Origin of the sequence: Microbulbifer agarilyticus, from assembly GCF_020171345.1 — a bacterium.
GTDB lineage: Bacteria > Pseudomonadota > Gammaproteobacteria > Pseudomonadales > Cellvibrionaceae > Microbulbifer > Microbulbifer agarilyticus_D.
Map to the genome: position 1 here is coordinate 82,814 of NZ_JAIUZM010000005.1, position 20,875 is coordinate 103,688.

At 53.5% G+C, this 20,875-nt stretch carries 18 protein-coding genes; 9 read left to right on the forward strand and 9 right to left on the reverse strand.

The window, feature by feature from the left end; genetic code table 11:
• Nucleotides 1–95 precede the first annotated feature (95 nt).
• The 7 genes from LCM31_RS15175 to LCM31_RS15205 all read right to left on the reverse strand — a co-directional run bounded on the left by LCM31_RS15175 (nucleotide 96) and on the right by LCM31_RS15205 (nucleotide 5,312).
• Nucleotides 96–770 (reverse strand): penicillin-insensitive murein endopeptidase, encoded by a 675-nt coding sequence (locus LCM31_RS15175; RefSeq protein WP_224871489.1) that lies wholly within the window; start codon nucleotides 768–770, stop codon nucleotides 96–98.
• 72 nt (nucleotides 771–842) lie between these two features.
• On the reverse strand, nucleotides 843–1,526 hold the full coding sequence (locus tag LCM31_RS15180) for a nucleoside 2-deoxyribosyltransferase (RefSeq protein ID WP_224871490.1): 684 nt from the start codon (nucleotides 1,524–1,526) through the stop codon (nucleotides 843–845).
• Complete coding sequence (locus tag LCM31_RS15185; RefSeq protein ID WP_224871491.1) at nucleotides 1,523–1,963, reverse strand: hypothetical protein; 441 nt, start codon at nucleotides 1,961–1,963, stop codon at nucleotides 1,523–1,525. The genes LCM31_RS15180 and LCM31_RS15185 overlap by 4 nt, the downstream gene beginning before the upstream one ends.
• 82 nt (nucleotides 1,964–2,045) lie before the next feature.
• Nucleotides 2,046–2,564, reverse strand: a complete 519-nt coding sequence (locus LCM31_RS15190) for a DUF4145 domain-containing protein (RefSeq protein WP_224871492.1) — start codon at nucleotides 2,562–2,564, stop codon at nucleotides 2,046–2,048.
• 136 nt (nucleotides 2,565–2,700) lie between these two features.
• The gene (locus LCM31_RS15195; RefSeq protein WP_224871493.1) at nucleotides 2,701–3,507 is read right to left on the reverse strand and encodes a hypothetical protein; all 807 of its coding nucleotides are present in this window, start codon (nucleotides 3,505–3,507) and stop codon (nucleotides 2,701–2,703) included.
• A gap of 108 nt (nucleotides 3,508–3,615) precedes the next feature.
• A complete protein-coding gene (locus LCM31_RS15200; RefSeq protein ID WP_224871494.1) occupies nucleotides 3,616–4,974 on the reverse strand; it encodes a type II toxin-antitoxin system HipA family toxin in 1,359 nt (452 codons plus the stop codon).
• The gene (locus LCM31_RS15205) at nucleotides 4,968–5,312 is read right to left on the reverse strand and encodes a helix-turn-helix transcriptional regulator (protein WP_010130193.1); all 345 of its coding nucleotides are present in this window, start codon (nucleotides 5,310–5,312) and stop codon (nucleotides 4,968–4,970) included. Before LCM31_RS15205 ends, LCM31_RS15200 begins: the two co-directional genes overlap by 7 nt.
• Nucleotides 5,313–5,666: 354 nt before the next feature.
• Here LCM31_RS15205 and LCM31_RS15210 point away from each other — a divergent pair, with 354 nt between their 5' ends.
• From LCM31_RS15210 to LCM31_RS15245, 8 genes are all read left to right on the forward strand, one after another.
• Nucleotides 5,667–7,154: an MFS transporter gene (locus tag LCM31_RS15210; protein WP_222250756.1), complete on the forward strand. Its 1,488-nt coding sequence runs from the start codon at nucleotides 5,667–5,669 to the stop codon at nucleotides 7,152–7,154.
• 210 nt (nucleotides 7,155–7,364) lie between these two features.
• Nucleotides 7,365–9,347 (forward strand): alpha/beta hydrolase family protein, encoded by a 1,983-nt coding sequence (locus LCM31_RS15215; RefSeq protein ID WP_224871496.1) that lies wholly within the window; start codon nucleotides 7,365–7,367, stop codon nucleotides 9,345–9,347.
• Nucleotides 9,348–9,415: 68 nt separating this feature from the next.
• Entirely contained in the window at nucleotides 9,416–10,795 is a 1,380-nt protein-coding gene (locus tag LCM31_RS15220) for an alanine/glycine:cation symporter family protein (RefSeq protein ID WP_224871498.1), read from the forward strand.
• 293 nt (nucleotides 10,796–11,088) lie between these two features.
• A complete protein-coding gene (locus LCM31_RS15225; protein ID WP_224871500.1) occupies nucleotides 11,089–11,694 on the forward strand; it encodes a bactofilin family protein in 606 nt (201 codons plus the stop codon).
• Between the two features lie 81 nt (nucleotides 11,695–11,775).
• A complete protein-coding gene (locus LCM31_RS15230; protein ID WP_224871502.1) occupies nucleotides 11,776–12,987 on the forward strand; it encodes a hypothetical protein in 1,212 nt (403 codons plus the stop codon).
• Between the two features lie 67 nt (nucleotides 12,988–13,054).
• Nucleotides 13,055–14,413 (forward strand): hypothetical protein, encoded by a 1,359-nt coding sequence (locus LCM31_RS15235; RefSeq protein ID WP_224871504.1) that lies wholly within the window; start codon nucleotides 13,055–13,057, stop codon nucleotides 14,411–14,413.
• Nucleotides 14,413–15,135, forward strand: a complete 723-nt coding sequence (locus tag LCM31_RS15240; RefSeq protein WP_224871506.1) for an OmpA/MotB family protein — start codon at nucleotides 14,413–14,415, stop codon at nucleotides 15,133–15,135. Before LCM31_RS15235 ends, LCM31_RS15240 begins: the two co-directional genes overlap by 1 nt.
• Complete coding sequence (locus tag LCM31_RS15245; protein WP_224871508.1) at nucleotides 15,135–16,223, forward strand: hypothetical protein; 1,089 nt, start codon at nucleotides 15,135–15,137, stop codon at nucleotides 16,221–16,223. Before LCM31_RS15240 ends, LCM31_RS15245 begins: the two co-directional genes overlap by 1 nt.
• A 55-nt stretch (nucleotides 16,224–16,278) precedes the next feature.
• Here LCM31_RS15245 and LCM31_RS15250 read toward each other — a convergent pair whose 3' ends face one another.
• A complete protein-coding gene (locus LCM31_RS15250) occupies nucleotides 16,279–16,914 on the reverse strand; it encodes a L,D-transpeptidase (RefSeq protein ID WP_224871510.1) in 636 nt (211 codons plus the stop codon).
• 560 nt (nucleotides 16,915–17,474) lie between these two features.
• The gene (locus LCM31_RS15255; protein ID WP_224871512.1) at nucleotides 17,475–19,133 is read right to left on the reverse strand and encodes an alpha-amylase family glycosyl hydrolase; all 1,659 of its coding nucleotides are present in this window, start codon (nucleotides 19,131–19,133) and stop codon (nucleotides 17,475–17,477) included.
• 307 nt (nucleotides 19,134–19,440) lie between these two features.
• Here LCM31_RS15255 and LCM31_RS15260 point away from each other — a divergent pair, with 307 nt between their 5' ends.
• Nucleotides 19,441–20,628: a hypothetical protein gene (locus tag LCM31_RS15260; RefSeq protein WP_224871514.1), complete on the forward strand. Its 1,188-nt coding sequence runs from the start codon at nucleotides 19,441–19,443 to the stop codon at nucleotides 20,626–20,628.
• The last annotated feature ends 247 nt before the right edge of the window (nucleotides 20,629–20,875 follow it).

Consider the following 20,875-nt stretch of genomic DNA (forward strand, 5'->3'; position numbering starts at 1 on the left):
TGTATCGAATTACTGGGTTTGGTCAACGTCCGGCAGTTCCGCCGAAGGACATGGCAGTTGTTTTGGTGGCCGATTTCAGCACCTTGTTGGTATTGCTATTTACAGGGTATGGCGAAATCAACATGGTAATGCTCATCATGCCTGACCCATGAACGTTTCTTGGAAAATTGGATGTTTTCCTTCAAATGCCGCGCATACTTGGTTTTATACAAATTTGGTTGCAATTTTGGATCGAAAATTACTCGCCATAAATCGTGGCCGTGTTCTTTGGCTTGTTTGTGCAAAGCCACAACGTGGGCGGCAATTGCCTCGTAATCTATATACATTCCATCGTAGTGGTCATTTGCATCAAATTCGATGCTGTAGCCTAACTTGTTTAATGGGTTTGTTGGTAAGTGAACAGATTTTCCATTCTTGTCCTTTACTGGCGTCATGAAGTCAACTGAAAGACCGTTTCGATGAGTTTTGTGAGGCTTGAATTGACCTCCTTCTTTAAACCCCGTCTCTGCATATTTGTAGACTTTCGTTGGCTGATCTGTTTCTAAGTCCTTATATGCTGAAACTACGATATCCCTTACTTCTGAATGAACGTAAGTGCGGCCAGCTAGTCCCGCCATTGCACTGTAGCTTACGAAGTTCTTTCCTTCAGATGGCAGCTTTACGCCATTAGAAAGGCTGCCATTGGACGTCGTGCCAAAACATGTGCTCGTCTCGGCCCATGCTATCAGCGGAAACAAGAGTGTAGTTGTAAGAAGGTATTTTATGTTCATGTGGTGCTTAGGCCCAAAGCAGCGGCGCGATTATACGTCCGCTGCCTTTGTTTGTCTGGTAGCGTTTTCTTGCTAGTTGCGCAATATAGATACTAACCACCGACTCAAAGACGAATTGAGTGAATCTCTATCTTTATATATAGCAATTTGAGAGTTTGATACGTCAAAAGTGATATCTTCCTTACTGCGAGCTACTAGCACCACCTTTTTTCCTAGAGCATGTGCTATACCTAGCTCGTAAAATACATTGGGATTCCTTCCGGATATATTTGCAACTACTATTTCGGATTCAAGCATTGCTGAAATAATATGTGATAGCACATTTGACTCTGCCAGCACGGCGTCTCCGCGAGTGCAGGTATAATCGTGATCAATAAAGAAAGACTTTATCCATTCATAGCTTTCATCAAACTCAGGGTGAAATGGCGTCAACACAAAAGCAGACTTATCTTTGACTTGGATATCCTTGCTTACTCCCATTGACTCGAGAAAGCTAGATGAGTGTGTGGCATTTCCTTCCAATACAAGGTGATTAACAGTACTGAACCTCTCTTGACTTCTCAGCATCGATTCGTTTAATTCGAAAAGTTTGCGCTCCATTTCTAGTCTGAATTTATCTTCCTTGTAATTTCTATCTTGGCGTAAGTATTTATCTAATACGTTGCGTAATATTAAAACGCCAAAAGTAACGACTAAAAGCGTTGGGATAGTCTTTATGAATGATTCAGTGAGCATATATGAAATTTGGTCAATCATTGCACGCCTCCAAATTTCATTAGCTGTATCGAGAAATTAAGCATCAAAATAGCAATACCAAAAGACAAAAAGAGATATGTTCCATTTTTACGATCGATCACCGCAATATTTTCAGCATCGATGTAGTTGTAAACTCCAATTGAAATGGCCAGCAAAAATAAATATGCAAAGGAAATCACGAATATGGCAAGCGCATAAGTGTGATTTGTAATTGCGGCTGCAAACACGAATGAACATGACATCATTTTTATTTCAATTGGTATCGAAACTAGAGATTTATACACATCCATGCCATCAGGCTTATTCAATACGTAGTTTCTTAATGAAAAGTGAGAAACCAAAAGTATCAATGGAAATAGCCATCCACCATTATCAATCAACCACAAGGTTATTCCTTGTAGCCAAGTTGACATGTTGTCGACTTGTAGGAACTCCAATCTTATCTCCTTAATAAATAGTTATTAGTTGTGAGCTGTCCTTCGGAGGGTCACAGGCCCGTAGCTTTACTGCCTTGTATTGTTATGCTTTTTGGGTCACCACTGCAATGTCCAGATGGCGATTAACTGGAGCGACGGTTTGGGCTCTATTCTTAATAGAAGCGTCAAGCACAACCATTCCAATATTAAAGCAAGCTCTAAGGTCGATGCTTTTATGATCTGCATTAGCCTTTTTAGGAAGTTGTAGATTAGAAATTGCTATTTTTACTTTTGGATTTTCAAAATCACAATCAAACAAATTATGTGCAAATGCATTTCTTATATCCCTCAACAGATTAAGGTCATGCATCTCCTCTTCACTAATCAGCCCCAAGCTAAAGCAAAGGTTAATTTTATTGGCAAAACTACTTTTTTTAGCAATTCCTTTTGAAATAGCTGAATCTTGAACAAGGAATGCTAAAAGAAGCCGTTCAAGAAGCACATCAAAAGCAGCGCTCGCAACAAGAGCCGCATTCCTGTCAGATGTATTAAGTACCTCATTCCATAGAGGCCCATTTTCTGTGAGTGAAGTAAACCTACTTGTATCATTCTCGATTTTCATTGCCTTCTCGAAGATGGCGCCGCAAGTGGCTGCGTTTAAAGCGGAGCGACTTTTGTGTGTAAAATTCTAGTGCAGCGGGCATGTACAAAAGGTGCATAGATTTAAATATCGCGCTTCATTACCTTATTTGCTGTATTTACGCGGTTTCAAGTTCCGGTTTTATCGCTAGAAGTTTCTGAACAACAATATCTATATCATCTTCCATTTCTTGGAAGGTAATTCCAGACTCCATGAGTGATGCAGTTGCCTGCCTAATCAAAGAAAGGCTTGGCTTTTTAAGCCCGTAATCTTCTCTAAATTCTCGATCGAACAATTCATAAAGAACGCTTTCGTACGCATCCCATGATTCAAATTTAGGCTCGTCTATTTCAATTATCTTCTCTGATTCGGTTCGAATAATCTTAATCGCTTGCTCGTGTGTTAGGTTTTTAGGGAGTTTCAGGCCAAAAAACTTGAAGAATTCCTTTTGAATAGAAGTCGCTGGCCTAGTCGCCCAGGCGGAAATATTTTCTTCCTTTGAAAATATCATGCTGACTTCATGTCTCGCTTGAGTTTGTTTTATGCCCCGAGTGGGAACTTTAAAAAACTTAAGCACTTCAATATTATCTTCCTCCGCTGGTTCCTTTAGCCCAATCAAATCCGATGCTTGGCCCTTTGAAAGTTTTTGCTTTGAGAAAGAGACTCCATCTTCTTTTAGCCTTTCTATCTGCCTTTCAGTTGCGCGTTCAAAGTACCAATCTTGGAAAATTTCTCTATTGCCTGTTTTGTAATGTTCTTGTGCAAGCCTCCATCGTGACTGCAACCAGTCAGAATCAACTGCTGTGTTGTTTTTCCTTGCATTCCCGGAGTTTTTCACTTTTGAATTATTTTTATTTGACTTTGAGCCTGGTTTAAAGAGTAAAAAAAATAGAAATATAAGTATTAATAAGGTTGATAATTCCATGAGTTTCTCTCTTGCAGCTAATAGTTTTGTTCATAATCCTCATATATAGACATGCTATCTAAATATGGATGTCTAAATCTGGATATGGCGCCGTGGTGAATTTTGCACTTACAGCGCTAGCCTGAGGTTCCCCTCTACTTCATCAATTAGCGACTCCGGCACATTGTGCTCCATTGCCAGCTGCCGCCAATTCGCAACTTGCTCCACAATCTCCTCAACAACCCCATCAATCTTCCGCTTGCTAAACAGCGGACTCACCGCTTCCAGGCTGTATAAATCCCCGCGAGTAAAATCATCTCGCTTGCCGTTCAAACTCATCCAGTGAGTGTTCACCCAGCGGCTGCCGGGTTTGTAGCTGTAGGCGAGGTCGTAGGCGGGGGCCAGTTGCCAAGTTTTGCCGTTGAGTTGGAAGGCGAAGTTCTTGGCGTGGTCGTCGTGGTTGCGGGCGACGATGTTGAACACCATGCGCCGCAGCAGTTGTTCCGCATCGGTGGCGGGGAGTTTCAGTTGCCGCGCCACGGCGAACAGTTCGCCGTAGGAGTAAGAGCCGGGCACCTTGTAATCCACGTGGGCAATGCCGTTTAAGGTCTGGATATGGGTCTTGTGGTTGCCGCGGCGGTCGAAGCGTTCGGTAATAAAGTGCCGGCGGTCGCCTTCGGTGAGCAGGTGGCTGGGCATCATGTGGATGCCGCAGGCGGTGGCCATTTTGTAGTAGACGTATTCCATGGCGCCGAAGCCCATGGGGTCGCCGAAGGTTTGTCTGTTTTTGTTGTGTTCGCTTACGCCGTCGAACTTCATCAGGTAGTGGGTGAAGCCTTCCGGCACGTCGGTCTGCCCGGAGCGCACTTCGGTGAAGTCCTGGTTAAACGCGAGTACCGCCTTGGGGCGGGCGCCGCCGGCACTCATGCCGACAGAGAGCAGGGCGAGCATTTCTTCCGGGTGGGCGGCGCGCTCGTCGTTGCCGTTCGGGCCTAAATTCACCTGAAAGCCTGCACGGCTGTCGAGCACTTCCTGGGCAATACCCACCAGTTCGTCGATGGCGATGTGTTGGGAGGCGTTCAGGTGTTTGAGGCGGGTGGCGGGGGCGTATTCCAGTGCGCCCATGCCGCGCTTGCCGGTGTATTGCAGCCGTTGCAGCGGGGTGATGTCTGCGGGCTGTTTGCCCTGGGCGGCCATCCACGCGTTCAGTACCGCGTTGCCGAAGTCGTCCGGCAGGGAGTCGGCAATCATGCCGTTCAGGCCGCGGTAGGTGTCGAAGCTGAGCTGTGGGAAAGAATAGATGCGCTTGGCCAGCGGCATCTTGATCGGCGACAGTTCGATGCCGGTGTCGATGAATTCGGGGGTGTATTCAAAGGCGCCGAGGCCGGTGTCGGTATCAAAGCTGACGGCGCCGACGTTGTGGCTCTTGGCCTCGCCATCGGGGCCGTGGCCGTCCGGCAGGTGCACGCTGATGACTTCCATTACCATGCGGTTGTGTCCTCATCCGTGTCTTGATCGCCTTCTTGCTTGTGCTGGCCGGAGGCCCGTTGCCGCTGTTTGCCCTGGAGCTTGGCCAGTTGTACCGGCGAGGGGGGCTGGGGTGGCAGGAAGTTATCCAGCTGGGTGGTGAGGTCGAGGGCCTGGAGTATGGCGACCAGCGCTTCCAGCTGGACCTTGCCTTTCTCCGCATTCATTACCGCTTTGCGGCCCACGCCGGCACGCTCGGCCACCTCCAGTTGGGTGAGGTCGAGGTTGAGGCGGGCCTGCTTCAGGCGCTGGCCGAGGAGCTCGGCAACGGCGGCAGGGGATTTCGCGGTGTAGTCCATAATGTCCTTTCTATGGGATTTTAAGCCGCTTTTGTTCGATTATGTCCCAATTTTAGGACTTTGTTAACACTTTATTTTTAGTCCCTAAATAAGGACTTTATTAATTTTTATTCGATTAAGGTATCTATATGGGGACTTTATGGATTCTTGTGCATTTTGCGTGTTGCTGGCATTTTGTACACTTTTCCGGCGGGTGTACCCCCAACTCCGCCCCCTCTAGGGAGGATGGCTGGGCTTGTGATGGCTGACAGAATTCATCCACAACCAGAAATACGGTAATCAGCGCACAGTGCGCAGGCGGCAATTGGCCGGCCAGCGCGTGCGCTAGCCCACAATAAACAGGCGAATACAGCGATGAAGAAACAGCCCAAGCTTCCCTTTTGGCAGGTGTGGAATGTCAGCCTCGGTTTCCTCGGGGTGCAATTTGGTTTTGCTCTGCAAAACGCCAACGCCAGCCGAATCCTGTCGGACCTGGGTGCCGACCTGCACTCCCTGTCCCTGTTCTGGATCGTCGCGCCGTTGATGGGCCTGATCGTACAGCCAATTGTTGGCTCTGCGTCTGACCGCACCTGGAGCCGCTTCGGCCGTCGCAACCCTTACATTTTGTTTGGTGCCATTGCTGCGGCGCTGGGGATGGCGTTTATGCCGAATGCCAGCATTGTGGTGGCCTTTATTGCACCCATCCTGTTTGGTGGGGTGATGCTGGCGCTGATGGATGCCGCCTTCAACGTCACCATGCAGCCGTTCCGCGCGCTGGTTTCCGACATGGTGCCTTCCGAGCAGCGCACCGTGGGTTACTCGGTACAGTCCCTGCTGATCAACATCGGCGCGGTCATGGGTTCCATGCTGCCGTTTATCCTCACCAACGTGATTGGGCTGGAAAACACTGCGCAGGCCGGTGAAGTTGCGCCTTCTGTTATCTGGGCCTTCTATATTGGTGCTTCTGTACTGCTGGGCTCGGTGCTGTGGACTGTGTTCCGCACCAAGGAATATCCGCCCGAAGAGTACAACGCGTACAAAGGTATCGACGCGGAAGAAGTGGCCCGCGAGCGCGCCGAACGCAAATCCCTGCCCCAGCGCCTGGCCGGTTTCTTCGCCCTGCTGGTGAGCATGCCGAAAACCATGCGTCAGCTGGCAGTAGTGCAGTTCTTCTCCTGGTTCTCCTTGTTCATTATGTGGGTGTACACCACCCCGGCGATCACCCAGCACGTGTGGGGCGTGGAAGCCAAGTGGTTTGATCACGATTACCTCGCCACCGTTGGCGAAATCCCCGCGCACATCGCCGCCGCCAAAGGCGCCGCTGGAGACTGGGTGGGTATTATCTTTGCCGCTTACTCCCTGTTTGCCGCGCTCTTCTCCATCGTACTGGCGCGCGTAGCGCACACCATCGGCCGCAAGCCGACGTACGCGCTGTCCCTGCTGCTGGGTGGCCTGGGTTACATGAGCTTTGTACTGTTCAAAGGTGGCGATGCTACCCAGGTGAACCTGCTGATCACCGAAGTAACTGTACCGAGCGGTGCCGTTGGCCTGATGCTGCCGATGATCGGTGTGGGTATCGCCTGGGCCGCAATCCTGGCGATGCCATACGCGATCCTGTCTGACTCGCTGCCAGCGGCGAAGACCGGTGTGTACATGGGTATCTTCAACTTCACCATCGCCGCCCCGCAGATCCTGTCTGCACTGGTAGCCGGCCCGATCCTGGCGACCGTGTTCGACAACCAGGCCATCTACATCATTATGCTGGCCGGTGTGTTTATGGTGTGTGGTGCCATCTCCGTGTTCTTTGTGCGCGAGCCTGAAGCCGAGCCGGAAACGGATAGCGGTGAGGCTGCCGCAGCGTAAAGCTAAAGCATCGATTGCTGATTTTAAGCCCCTGTAAAAGGGGCTTTTTTTTGCCTGTTCGTTTTGTAGCAGGAGCCGTATCTGGCGCTGTAATGGCGTGTAAGAGCACATTTTGCGCCATTTGCGATATATTGTTGCGCTGATAAGCCGTTTTAAAAAACGCCGTTCTCTAAGTTTCACTTTTCCAAATAAGAGCAAGGAAAGATCCCAATGACGTTGCTGCGCTCGTTGTATACCCCGTTGGCCGTTGCCTGGTATGGGTTGGTTGTTGCCGTGGCGCTTTCTTTTCAGGTGCAGGCAAAAGAAAGTGCGTTGAGTGCCAAAGATTACGGTGCGTTGCCACAGAACAGCATGTTGGCGGTTTCTCCCAGCGGTGAGCGCCTTGCCTACCGGACCACCGGTTCTAAGGGTGAGGATTATGCGGTGGTGATTTCGTTGGTCGATGGCCAGCAGCTCAACGCTATTGACCTATCAAATATCACGCCTGAGCGAATGTACTTCGCCAACGAGAATGAAGTGATTGTTGTGGCCTCTACGGTACGCAAACTCTTTGGCTACCGTGGCAAGATGGATTTGAGTACTGCCTACGCGTTTAACTGGCGTAGCGGTGATATACGTCAGATGTTGACCCCGGGAGACGTTATCTACACTGGGCAATCCGGTCTTGGCAGGGTCATCGGCCTGTCTCCAGACAATAAATACGCCTATATGCCCGCGTATGTTCCCAAAGATCAATACGACAATAACCCACGTTTTTCATTGGTAAGAGTGGATTTTGAGAAGCCTAAGCGTCCCAAGGTGCATTTCAAAGGTCGCACTTCATCCAGAGACTTTTTCGTCGATGAAAGCGGCGAAGTAATTGCCCACGAGTTGTTCGACAACAAGAACAATGTGCATCGCCTGATGGCCCGTCGGGGTGATGAGTGGGAAGAGGTCTATCGAAAAGAAACTGAGATTCCGGTGGTTTCGTTTACTGGGCTGAGCCCCGATCGGCAAGCCATAATATTCCTTGCTACAGCAAAGGGGCGTGATCGCAAAAACTTCTATGCGCTGTCACTGGCGACCGGCGAAGTTGTTGATCTTGGTTTTGGTCGTGATGATGCAGATGTCGAGCGTACATACAAAACTTTGGACCGGAGAGTGTGGGGGCTACGCTACTCTGGGCTCACACCAAGCTACCACTTTTTTGATGAGTCTATTAGTCAGCGCATGGAGGATATTCAGTCCTATTTCGAAGGCCACTCAGTGTGGCTGCGTGACTGGAGTGATGGCTGGGAGCACCTCATGGTGTATGTGGAGGGCACGAACTCTTCCGGCGAGTACTATTTATTCCCGAAAGAGGGCGCGCCCATGCGCCTATTCGCTGCGCGCCCCAATATTAAAAGTGCGCAGGTGCACCCGATCGCGACCATTAACTTCAAAGCTCGCGACGGTCTCATGATACCCACTCTACTAACGCTACCGAAGAGCAAGGTGGATGACCTGAAGAGCCTGCCTGCAGTGATCATGCCCCATGGCGGTCCAGCCTCCTATGATCGCGTTGGGTTTGATTGGTTGGCGCAGGCGCTGGCCAATCGTGGGTACCTGGTCGTTCAGCCGCAGTTCCGCGGTTCCACTGGCTTTGGTCACGCACATTACCAGGCCGGACAGGGCGAGTGGGGGAAGAAAATGCAGGATGACCTCTCCGATGCGGTAGATATGCTGGTGCGCAAAGGCATAGTGGATGCGGAACGCGTGTGTATTGCCGGTATGAGTTATGGCGGTTACGCCGCGCTTGCCGGCGGTGCCTTTACGCCAGAGAAATATCGCTGCGTGGTTTCCGTAAACGGCGTGAGCGACCTGGAGCAGATGCTGCGCACGGAAAAGCGTGACCATGGCCGACATCACTGGGTGGTTGCCTACTGGGAAAAGCTGATGGCCGATGGCGATGCAGACAAAGACACCCTGCGCGCAGTGTCCCCCTCACGGCACTCGGAGCAGTTCCAGGCGCCGGTGCTGCTGATTCACGGTGAAGATGACGTTATCGTGCCGTTGAAGCAGTCCAGAGATATGTACAAACGCCTGAAGCGGGAGAAAAAGCCGGTGGAGTTCGTTGAACTGGAAGATGAAACCCACAATCTGGAAACGCCCGAAGGCCGCATGCAGACCGTCGAGAAAATCGTCGCTTTTGTAGACAAGCATTTGCAGCCTTAATTTGAGATTTTAAGGTGATTGGGCGAATATCGTCGGTTTGCTGTAAACCGACGACTTCGCCCATTTTTATGTCCTTTCTCCAATCGCTCGAATCCGCCCTCAATACCTTTGTCGCCTACGCTTGGGGTACACCGCTGCTAGTACTGCTGGTTGGTGGCGGCCTGTTTCTGCTAATCAGCTCGCGCGCACGCCCTTACCGCCATCTTGGCCACAGCATCGATCTGCTGCGCGGTAAGTACGATGATCCGAACGATCCCGGCCAGGTATCCCACCGTCAGGCGCTGTCCACCGCACTTTCCGGCACCCTCGGCCTCGGCAATATTGCCGGGGTGGCCATTGCCATCAGTGCCGGTGGTCCGGGGGCGATTTTCTGGATGTGGGTAACTGCGCTGGTGGGGGTTGCCACCAAATTCTATACGGCCACCCTGGCGGTGATGTACCGCGGCCGCGATAGCAGCGGTGAGATTCAGGGCGGGCCCATGTATGTGATTCGTGAAGGGTTGGGCAAGCACTGGCGCCCGCTGGCCTATCTGTTTGCCATTGCTGGCCTCGCTGGCCTGCTGCCCTCGTTCCAGTCCAACCAGACGGTGCAACTGCTGCGGGTGTCCTTTGCTGAACCCCTGGGGTGGGTAAATCCGGAGAACACTTTCCTGTTTGATTTAACGCTCGGCGTTGTGCTGGCACTGGCAGCACTGGTGGTAATTTCTGGGCGTATTCAGCGCATTGGCCGTTTTGCGGTGCGCATTGTGCCGGCCATGGTGATTTTCTATCTGTTGCTGACCCTTGGGGTGATTGCCTACTTCTGGCAGGGCATTCCCGATGCATTCGCGCTGATTATTAGCGACGCATTTACCGGTAAAGCGGTTGCCGGTGGCGCACTGGGTGCAGTGATTGCTACCGGCGTTAGCCGCGGAGCTTTTTCCAACGAGGCCGGTATTGGTACCGAGTCTTTGGCTCACGGTGCGGCGAAAACTACCGAGCCAGTACGCGAAGGCGTGGTGGCGATGATCGGGCCGATCGTGGATACGTTGATTGTGTGTACCTGTACGGCGCTGGTGATTCTGCTGACTGGTGTTTGGCAGCAAGGCGAAGGCATGGAAGGGGTTTCCATGACCGCGGATGCGTTTAGCAGCGTGTTTGGCGGCTGGGGCCCGGTACTGTTGCTGGTCATGGTGGTGCCGCTGGCATTCAGCACTATCGTTACTTTCTGGTACTACGGCATGAAGTGCTTCGTGTTTCTGTTCGGCACTCGTTTCCAGGTGGTATACACAGTGCTGTATATGCTGCTGATTATTCTGGGTGCCGTGCTGTCACTGAACATCGTAAACAGCCTGATTATCGGTATGTATGCGGTAATGGCGATTCCCACCATGTTGTCGACTATTCGCCTGTCTGGTCGGGTCAATAAAGCAGCACATGACTATTTTGTAAAAACTCCCGGAGCCTGATTTCGAACCAGAGTTATCGCCGTAAATTTCGTGCGATTTTTCGGCATTATTTTGGCGTGCGCGATACTTGTGCTTTTTGCCTGCAAGCGCACCTGAAACGAGCGTGTTGCGCGCTTTTTATGCGAATGGGTTAATTAGTCGCTTGGCGCGTAAAAATTTATTGTGAAGGGCCTCACAAAGTGGGCCGGTGGCCGGTTTTTTTGTCTCACTCGCTATGGGAACTGTCACCAAAAAACGCTACAAACGTCGTTTAACAAAAATTCATAAGCTCTCTACGGTTATTAGGTGGAACAATGGCGAATCCTCTCGACCCCAAGCCAGATGCAAATCTGGATTCCAACTCTTTTCTTTCTGGAATGAACGAAGGTGGTGCATCTGAGCGTCCTTTCGCGGACAAGCTCGACGCATCCATGGCGAAGGATCGCTCCGTAATCGGTAAAAATATCAAGTTCCGTGGCGAACTGATCGGCACCGAAGACCTGCACATTGAAGGCACCATCGAAGGCACCGTTATTATGGAAGGTCACGACCTGTCCATCGGTCGCGAAGGTGAAATCAACGCGAACATCCACGCGCAGAACATCGTGATCAACGGTACCCTGACTGGCGACGCGCTGGCCGACGAACTGATCGAAATCCGCAACACCGCTGTAGTGAAAGGCAACCTGATTGCCCCGCGTATCCAGCTGGACGACGGTGGTAAGTTCCGCGGTTCCATGGACATGGTCGACACCGATGACGAGATGAAAGCCCGTCATTCCGAATTCAAAGACAAGCTGGTTCACCCGAACCTGCCGCCGAAGGACGAGGCGCCGCGCGCACCTGCGGCGAAAAAGTCTTTCGCTCCGAAAGACAGTGCCAAGGATCAGGCCAAGGAAGCGGAGCTGGCTGACAGCTAATCCCCGCTGCAACGCCGCAGGCTCTCCTGCGGCGTTGTGTATTTTCCCTCTGGCTCACGCCCCGAATTCTTGCGATAAACAATGCAACACCGTTCTTTTGGCCTCGCTGCGTTAACGACCGAGATGGTCAAAAGTGGGGACCGAATCCTCGACCTCGGGCCACTCTCGTCCGGTACTACCCAGGCTTTTCTTGGCCTTAACTGCCAGTGTCACATTGAAGACCTGGTGGAATACCTGGCGGACAACCAGCACAGCGACGATCCGCTGCAAGCGCTGGAAGATCACCTGCTCCCCAAGCCCGCGAACTTAAAGTTCGACGTCATCCTGTGTTGGGACCTGCTCAACTTCCTGGATCTGGATGTTATCCAGCACCTGATTCGCCTGCTGCAGCCGCACCTAAAGCAGGGCACCATCCTGCATACCATGCGCTACACCGGCCGCAACCAGCCGAACAAGCCGCGGCGCTTCCGCCTGCAGGAGAACTTCTGCTTCGAATATGTGGATGACCCGAGTTATCCACAGGTGGCGTCCAAGGGACACTCCACGGTGACTCTGTTGAAATGTATGGATCGCTTCAGCCTGTTCAACTCGCTGATGAAGCGCGAGGGCATGGACCAGAACGTTACCGAGCATTTCCTCGAGTACGACAGCACCACCTCGCGCAATCAGGTGCGCAGTGGTGGCGCCTCCGATGTGAGCGCTTACTTCCGCCAGGTGCGCGACGACGAACAGGTAGCGTTTGCCGGTATCGGTAAAGCCCTCGCCGCCCTGCCTGCCGGTGCCACGGTGCTGGATTGCGGCCGCAAGAACGGCCGTAATATCGATGCACTGAAAAAGAAGGTGGGCTCCCTATATGTGGAAGACCTGCACGCATCCCTGGCCTGGCGCAAGAAGATGCACGGCGAAGGCAGCGGTTTCAGTGAGTCCATGTTCAGCTTCGACCCCGGCACCAAGCTGGACGGGGTTTTTCTGTGGGACCTGCTGAATTTCTGTAGTCCGCAACAAATTGAAGCCCTGGGCGAACTGCTGGCCGGGCGTATGAACCCCGGTGGCCAACTGCATTTCCTGGTGTACAAAGCCAGCCAGCAGCCGGAACGCCCGGCGATGTACGAGGTGCTGGAAGACGAGCGCGTAGCGGTGACCGGTATTGCCGATGGCCGCAGTAACCGCAGCCTCGGCAGCACCGCCGACCTGATGCGCCTGCTGCCCGGCTACCGCCTGTTCAGCCACCACCTTGCCCGCTTGCCCTCCGGGGACTCGGTGCAGGAATTTGTGTTGCAGTTAAAGGGCTAGATGCTCTAACCAAGAAACAGAAAATCAAAAAAATTAAATCGAGTAGATTTCACACGAGATTGCTTCCATGTCTGAATTTTTGCGCTCTGTCTTTGTTGCCCTGAGTCCGGATGCGGTTACCGAAGGGTTCCTGTCGCTGATGCTGGTGCTGTTTGCACTGGCGCTGGTGTGCCGCTTTGTGCGTCGCGCGGATGAGTTTGTCGAGCAGGCCCCGGGTCTGCTGACCTCACTGGGTATTCTCGGTACCTTCACCGGGGTGATTATCGGCCTGTTCGAATTCAGCCTGGCGGATATCGACGAAAGTATTGCCACCCTGCTGGACGGTTTGAAAACCGCGTTTATCACCAGTGTTTGCGGTATCGGCCTGTCCATTGTGCTGCGTGCATTGACCCGGTTTATCCCGGTACCCGGCGATGTGGCCGAGGTAACGGATCTGGCGGATATTCGCGATGCCCTGCAGCAGTTGCAAGGCGAGCTGGTACAGGGCCAGGAGCGTCAGCTTAAGCAAAGTGAAAACCAGTTGAGCGACTTTTCCAAGCAGGTGTCGCAGGCACTGGTGGAGCAGATGGAACAGGTGGTGGTGCGTTTTAACGAGCGCGTGGAAAACCAGTTCGGCGAGAACATGACCCGCTTCGGCGAAAACTTCGCGCGCTTTGATGCCATGGTGGAAACTCTTACCCAGGAATACAAAGCGCACGAAGAGCGTGTGGAATACTGGTCCGAGCACTGTGACACGGCAGTGATGGGGTTGGTACAGGTAGCGCGCGACCTGCAAACCATTCACCAGCAGCTGGCGGAAGTGCCGCAGTTCTTTGACGGCATGGAAAGCGTCAATGCCCAGGCCCGCGAGCAGATGCAGGCGGTTACCGAACAGCTGGACCGCTACCGCGGTGTTGCGGCGCAGATGCAGAATGTATTGCCGCACCTGGGCGAGCGTATCGATCAGTTCGTGAAGGGCATCGATGTGGTACAGCAGGTAATGACCAGCGACATGCAGCAGTCACTGGTGAGCATCGCCAAGCAGAGCGAGTTGCTGGGTGCACAGATTCAGGCGGTGTCCGGTGCCTTCGAGAAAATGTCGAGCCTGGATGCGGACTTTATTCAGGGCCTGGTGCAGGATTCTGTCACTACCCACCGCAACGGTATGCAGGAGCTGGCGCTGCAGCAGGCACGTACCCACCAGGAAATGGTGGATGCCCTCAGCCATGTTATCCGCAAGAGCCTCGGCGACGCCGAGAATTCCATCGGCAAGCAATACCAGCTGGTGGAGCGCAAGATGGAAGAAGAAGTCGAAGGCGTTATGTCGGCCATGGGCCAGGCACTGGCGACCATCAGCGGCCAGTTCACCCGTGATTACCGCCAGCTGGTGGCGCAGATGCAGCGCCTGAACCAGTCTGCGGAACGTGCCCGTGAGGAAGTCGCCTGATGGCAGCGAGGCCGGGGTTTACCCGCTCCGGGGCAATTACCCGAGGTGACGGTGAGTCCTCGTGGATCAGCGTGTCCGACCTGATGGCCGGCCTGATGATGGTGTTCCTGTGCATCGCTGTGGCGATGATGCGCTCGGTGATGATCGAGCGGGAAAAGATTCGCACTATCGCCATGTCCTACAAGGAAAACCAGCTGGCGATCTACGAATCCCTGCAACAGGAATTCGCTCCAGATCTGGCCCGCTGGGGCGCCACCATAGATCGCGACACGCTGACGGTTGCGTTCAATAACTCCGATGCGATGTTCGATACGGGGGAGGCCGAGCTCAGCGCCAGCTACCAGGTGGTGTTTGAAGAGTTCTTCCCGCGATATATGAATGTGCTGGTGCCGTATCAAGATTCGGTGGATGCGGTGCGCATTGAAGGCCACACCAGTTCCGGCTGGGGTGAGAGCCTTGATCTGAATGCCATGTATTTCAATAACCTGCGTTTGTCGCAGGATCGCGCGCGCTCGGTGCTGCGTTTTGTGTATACCCTGGGTGAAGTAACCACTCACCACGCCTGGATGATGCAGAATGTGGCGGCTGTCGGGTATTCTTCCTCCCGTCCGATATACAATGCGGATGGCAGTGAGAATATCGAGCAATCCAAGCGAGTGGCCTTCCGCGTGATCACCAATTCCGAAACCAAGATCCACAGCATCCTCGAGGAGTCCTTCTGATGGGACGCTTCTCCCGGCATTTTGAGGCGCTGACCCAGGCGATTTCCGGTATGGGGAGCTCTGGTGATACCGCTGTGGCAGAGGCGCCCGCGGCAAAAGCTGCAGTGCCGGAAGAGGTAAATGCGGCGCAGGACAGCTCCATCGAGCAGGCGTTGCTCAAGGGTATGGAAGTTACCCTGGGTGACCTGGATCAGACCGAGCACGGCTGGTTGTATCGCGGGCACCCGGTGATGGTGTACGCGGTGGATGTGGCTGCGGTAGATGACCTGCAGGTGCGCAAAGAATTCTTTCATAGGGTGCACCTCGCCAGTTGTTGCGGGGCACTGGAGGCATCGGACCAGGTGGTATGGATTGGCACCGCCCGCGAAGCGCTGGCAGCGCCCGGCCTGGAAAGTGCACCGCACGCCTGTGAATACTGTCTGGCCAAGGTTAACCACCGCGGTTATCGCGGTCTCGGGCCACGTGATCGCAAGCGTGTGACTGAAGCGTTTAATTTCCACTGGCATGTAAGCCAGTACGCGCAGGAATTTTTCACTGCAGGTGTCGCGCATTTCTGGTCACCGGGCAAACAGGCCCGCGCGCTGGACCAGATCGAACCCGGTGCGGCCGACAGTGGCACCTGTGGTTTTTGCGAGTGGCAGGTACCGGCCGACAGTGGTTGGTTTGTGCCGGTCGAGCGCGGCACCGAACTCGGGCTATCTGTCGATGCGTGCGTGCTGTGCGCGCAGCAGCAGGCGATGGGTGTGCTCACCTTGCCGGATGACAGTGCGCTGGCCGCGAGCCAGGTGCGTTATGTGGGCCAGGCGGCAGCACAGACCTCAGCCTCCGAGGGGGAGGCACAAGAAGAGCGCAGCTGGAATCAGGTGCGTCGCCAGCTGCCACTATCCTGGCATCCGCTGTGTGAGCAGTTGGAGCGCAACCTTTCTGCACCGGTTCTGTTTCAGCGCTTTACCGGGTATGAGGGTGTGGCCATCTTGGCATGGCCAGAGCATCGTCGCGGTATTGTCGCCAGTGCGGAAGACCGAGAGTTGCTGCCGGAAGGCTGGGACTTCTGGACTATGCAGGATGTACTCGGCAGCCTCGGCTGATTGATATACGAAAACAGATATAGAAAAGGGCAGCGTAAGCTGCCCTTTTTTGTACTTACTGACGCACCGTTACCTTGGTACCGATGGGCGCATTTTCATAAAAGATTTTGGCCATATGCCAGGGCAGGCGCACGCAGCCATGGGACTCCGGACGGCCGGTAACTTTACCGGCGTGCATGCCTACCGCGCCATTGAAGCGCATGAAGAAGTCCATAGACGCACCGCGGAACACAGTGCCCGCTGGGCGTTTATCTTTGCGCACATCCACGCTGGATTTGCGTACATATCCGGCCCGATCTACGTACTGGCCAAACAGGTTGGAGCGGTGATCAATATTTTTTTCCGAGACGCGGAAGCTGCCCGTCGGAGTACGGTAGCCGGCAATACCGGTTGCGATGGGGGTAATACCCGCGAGGCGTCCACCCTTGTAGAAATAGGCCCGCTGTTCGCTGATATCGATAATGATATGCGGCGCTCCACCAATCACATCCCGGCGCCACCAGGCACTGCCATCGGTCATGGATCTGTGCTGCTGGTAGGGGTAGGGATAGTCACCGGCTTGCGCCACTGGAGCAAAAACCGCGGACGCGGCCAACACCAAGCTGGCACCGATGGCGATTTTCTTGAAAAAGTTTTTAATCGAGAAGAAGTTTTTAATCGAAAGTTTTCGTGAATTGGAAGAGCCTTGCATGCATACCTCATCTGCTCGCGAGAGCAACTTGCAGGTCGGCTGTGCGGCAAAGCTTGCAGAAAGTTGGGTGCCCTTTTTTCAGGGCGAACGAACCCCTGCACCGCTATGCACAATTTCGACCTTTGAATTTCCCCAAAGCGACGCGCCGGTGTGTCCCGGTTTGGCCGCGGGATGAGCCTGCCCATCGACCCGCATGGCGCGGACCTCTGGGCAAGTGAGAGGCATAGTAGGGTCTGTTTTTGGCGCTTTTTACATTGAAATGGAATGAGCAGAGGTGTCGATAGAAATAAAACTCAGCAGTCACGGGCGAATGCGAGGCAAAAAAAAGCCGGCTAAACAGCCGGCTTCGAAAAATTCCAGAAAACTGGAAATCGTGCTTCGACGAGAGAGCAACTTCGTTAACGATCTTATTGAGAGGTACTCCTTTTGAACCTGCATTTCGCGAGTGGTTCGCCGCAGAAGGGGTACAGGCGTTAACGGGAACGCCAATTTTTCAATAAAGTCAGTGTTTTTTCCTTTCCTTCTGTGAGGCTATTTTTCGCTGGCTTGCTTGTCAGGGCTTACTTCTTCAGGAAGACCCGGGCCGCGGCAGCCGGCAGTTCGATCTTGCTGCCGCTCAGTGCGCCCGCAAAACCTTCTGGAGTAATATCTTTGCTACCGACAAACGCTTTCGGCAGGTCGATTTCCGCCGCTTCCTGACCCAGGTTCAGGGCAACAAAGTAACGCTCTGCGTCGCCTTCACCTGCGCGCTCGAAGACCAGCAGATCGTCGCCGGTTTCCAGAATGTTCTGGCTGGCGGTGGCCAGGGCGTTCGGCAGCTCCGCGTGCCACTGCAGCAGGGCGCGGAAGCGGTTCAGCATCGCGTGCTGGTCGTCTTCCTGTACGGAGGCGGCCAAGTGGTAGTGTTCTTCAGCAACCGGCAGCCAGGGTTTTACCTTGGAGAAACCCGCGTTGATTTCGCCACCGTTAAACCACGGCATCGGGGTACGACAGCCATCGCGGCCTTTGAATTCCGGCCACAGGTTGATGCCGTACGGGTCCTGCAGGTCTTCGAACGCCACGTCCGCTTCCGGCAGGCCGAGTTCTTCGCCCTGGTACAGGCACACGCTGCCGCGCAGCATCAATTGCATCAGCAGGAACATCGGCGCGCGCGCCATAGAGGTTTCGCTGTCGAAACCTTTGTTCCAGCGGGTGAAAGAGCGCGGTACATCGTGGTTGGAGATGGACCAGCAGGGCCAGCCTTCTTCGATTACCTGGCGATTCTTCTCCAGGGTGTCACGCAGGAACTGCGCGCTGCAGTCTTCGGACAGCAGGTCGAAGGAGTAGGCCATGTTCAGGCGGTTTTCCGTGGTGTACTCGGCCATGATCTTGTGGGTGTTGTCGTCGCCCACTTCGCCCACGGTCATGGCACCCGGGTACTCTTCCAGCAGGGCGCGTACGCGCTGCAGGAATACCAGGTTTTCCGGCTGGGACTTGTCGTGGATGTGCCACTGGTACTCGTAGCTGTTCACCGGCGGCAGGCCGTTCTTGTCCAGTTTCACCGGGCGTGCCGGGTTGTCCTGCAGAGACTGGTTGTGGAACGCGTGGTTGATGGCGTCCAGACGGAAGCCGTCGACGCCACGGTCTAGCCAGAAGCGCAGATCTGCAAGCAGTTGTTCCTGAACTTCCGGGTTGTGCAGGTTCAGGTCCGGCTGCTCCTTGAGGAAGTTGGTCAGGTAGTACTGGCGACGACGGGTGCACCAGCGCCAGGCGCTGCCACCGAAGTTGGACATCCAGTTGTTGGGCGCGCTGCCGTCTTCTTTGGCGTCTGCCCACACGTACCAGTCGGCCTTGGCGTTGTCGCGGCTGGCGCGGCTTTCTTCGAACCAGGCGTGCTGGTCGGAAGTGTGGCTCAGGATCTGGTCGATGATGACCTTCAGGCCCAGAGAGTGCGCTTTCTCGATTACCCGGTCGAAGTCGCCCAGATTGCCGAAGATCGGGTCAACATCGCGATAGTCAGACACGTCGTAGCCGAAGTCTGCCATCGGTGACTTGAAGAAGGGGGAGATCCAGATCGCATCCACGCCCAGGGATTTCACATAGTCGAGCTTCTCCACGATACCGGGCAGATCGCCGATGCCGTCGCCGTTTGCGTCGCAGAAGCTGCGCGGGTAGATCTGGTAAATAACGCCGTTGCGCCACCATTCCCCGTTAGATTTGTCTTTGTGAATACCGCTCATGCCAGAGTCCGTCAATGGATACTTATTAGGTTAGGGTGAGTATGGCGATACGGGAGGCGGCGTACCTCCCCCCTGATCGGGGGGGGAGGGGGAGAATGTGGCGGCTTAAATGCCGTCTCTGACCGAAAGGTCGGTCATTTCTGGGGGCGGATCTGGAGGAGGCCCCCCCTCAATCACCGCCCTCAGTCTACCCCAAAGCTGGTACCGGTGTGCCTGCAATAATTGGCTCCGCAGCTTGAACAAGAATATCGCGCTCTTTAACATCTTTGGCGCTTTCAAATGGAATTGAAACGACGCAAGGATTTGCATGAGCGCACCAACTTCCCCCCAGACCCTCTCCCCCCAGAACACCGCCTTAATCGCTGGAAGAAATGCCGGTAAACCGATTCGCTGTGTAACCGAATATCAGGAAAGCTTCGAAAAGTTGCAGCGGGCAGCAAATCGGAATCACCATTGGGCGCGCATTGCGATTAAGGAGCTAAATGCCTTAACCACGGGTATGGCGGGAAAAAACAATGTGTACGTTCGTCCCGGCGAACGACAGCTTTCAACCGGTGATGAAAAATACTATGTGTTCTTGCCTGGTTTAAAAGCCACGGCTGTGCGATGGCCCAATGATCAGTTTTGTATTACTGAATTGGTTATGGATGACAACTACTATCGAGTGCAAGGACAGGGCGATGAACAAACGCGACTTGGCACTTACCGAGTTTCGCAGCTCCAGCGAACAGGTGAGTGGCAGGCGAGATATGTGGAAAACGGCCAGGTAACTAAGCAGGTTGGGCGCCTCGTGACGGTAGCAGATGCGGACTACGGCTCTGCAGACGAAGCTGCGACTTATAGCGTTCCCGGGGCGTTGACCTTCTTAGGAGATAACACTGCAACAGTGAGAAGAATGGGGTGTGATATGCACTATACCCCAGGAAAGAAACACTTCGGTGGCATGCTGCGATATAACCCGCTATCGATAGATTCTGGCCGGAGTTCAGCCGTCCATTTGGCTGCTACGATGGAGTCCGCCCGAGATATTGACTCTGTCGCTTGGGTTTCGGATTTCGGTGGCTCTGCCGTACTGACCCAAGCGATGCAAATATTGGTAGATAAGGGTGTTTCACTAAAAGGTCACACCATATATTTGAATAGGCCTCGTACTTCGCCTGCTAAAGCGTTAAAACTCGCTCACGAATTAAAACTTACCTTAAATAAAAAGTTCGCAAATACTGGGGCAAACCTTCAGGGGGCTTTAAGTCAGTTTTCTGTTGCAGGTAGGCGAATGAATAACATAAATGATCCATATGGTCGCGGTCAGCATGCAATGGCTTGGTTTAAAGGTGCTGTGACATTATCAACTCCCGTTGGGATCGGTGCAGCCTTAGCTAGCGGCCCGGCAATTGCAATGCTAGGAAGTATAGCTACTGCTATAGGTGGGGCTGGGGCAATATATGCGATAGGTCAAAGTGTGGCGGAAGATGTACGACGCCGATATAAACTGTAGGGGTGTCTCGAATGCGAAATATATTTAAATATCCCCCGATAGAGTGGCGAAAACGGAATGAATATGTGGCCCCTCAAGGTCCCTTGTATTCTTGGGCGACCAGTACCGATATTTCTATCGCTGGATCGCGCTTAGGAATAAAAGCACCTAGTCACAGCCCGAGGCGTGCGGCTGCCAAACCGGTAAGTGCATATCCTGGGTATGACGTAATATTTGATTCTCCAGCTGGCCTTCATACTGATTTGAC

Coding starts and splice junctions, on each gene's coding strand:
- LCM31_RS15220 (WP_224871498.1), top strand. CDS start 9,416: ATGTCCTTTCTCCAATCGCTCGAATCCGCCCTCAATACCTTTGTCGCC.
- LCM31_RS15245 (WP_224871508.1), top strand. CDS start 15,135: ATGGGACGCTTCTCCCGGCATTTTGAGGCGCTGACCCAGGCGATTTCC.
- LCM31_RS15195 (WP_224871493.1), bottom strand. CDS start 3,507: ATGGAATTATCAACCTTATTAATACTTATATTTCTATTTTTTTTACTC.
- LCM31_RS15180 (WP_224871490.1), bottom strand. CDS start 1,526: ATGATTGACCAAATTTCATATATGCTCACTGAATCATTCATAAAGACT.
- LCM31_RS15205 (WP_010130193.1), bottom strand. CDS start 5,312: ATGGACTACACCGCGAAATCCCCTGCCGCCGTTGCCGAGCTCCTCGGC.
- LCM31_RS15240 (WP_224871506.1), top strand. CDS start 14,413: ATGGCAGCGAGGCCGGGGTTTACCCGCTCCGGGGCAATTACCCGAGGT.
- LCM31_RS15190 (WP_224871492.1), bottom strand. CDS start 2,564: ATGAAAATCGAGAATGATACAAGTAGGTTTACTTCACTCACAGAAAAT.
- LCM31_RS15250 (WP_224871510.1), bottom strand. CDS start 16,914: ATGCAAGGCTCTTCCAATTCACGAAAACTTTCGATTAAAAACTTCTTC.
- LCM31_RS15230 (WP_224871502.1), top strand. CDS start 11,776: ATGCAACACCGTTCTTTTGGCCTCGCTGCGTTAACGACCGAGATGGTC.
- LCM31_RS15210 (WP_222250756.1), top strand. CDS start 5,667: ATGAAGAAACAGCCCAAGCTTCCCTTTTGGCAGGTGTGGAATGTCAGC.
- LCM31_RS15215 (WP_224871496.1), top strand. CDS start 7,365: ATGACGTTGCTGCGCTCGTTGTATACCCCGTTGGCCGTTGCCTGGTAT.
- LCM31_RS15200 (WP_224871494.1), bottom strand. CDS start 4,974: ATGGTAATGGAAGTCATCAGCGTGCACCTGCCGGACGGCCACGGCCCC.
- LCM31_RS15235 (WP_224871504.1), top strand. CDS start 13,055: ATGTCTGAATTTTTGCGCTCTGTCTTTGTTGCCCTGAGTCCGGATGCG.
- LCM31_RS15225 (WP_224871500.1), top strand. CDS start 11,089: ATGGCGAATCCTCTCGACCCCAAGCCAGATGCAAATCTGGATTCCAAC.
- LCM31_RS15260 (WP_224871514.1), top strand. CDS start 19,441: ATGAGCGCACCAACTTCCCCCCAGACCCTCTCCCCCCAGAACACCGCC.
- LCM31_RS15175 (WP_224871489.1), bottom strand. CDS start 770: ATGAACATAAAATACCTTCTTACAACTACACTCTTGTTTCCGCTGATA.
- LCM31_RS15255 (WP_224871512.1), bottom strand. CDS start 19,133: ATGAGCGGTATTCACAAAGACAAATCTAACGGGGAATGGTGGCGCAAC.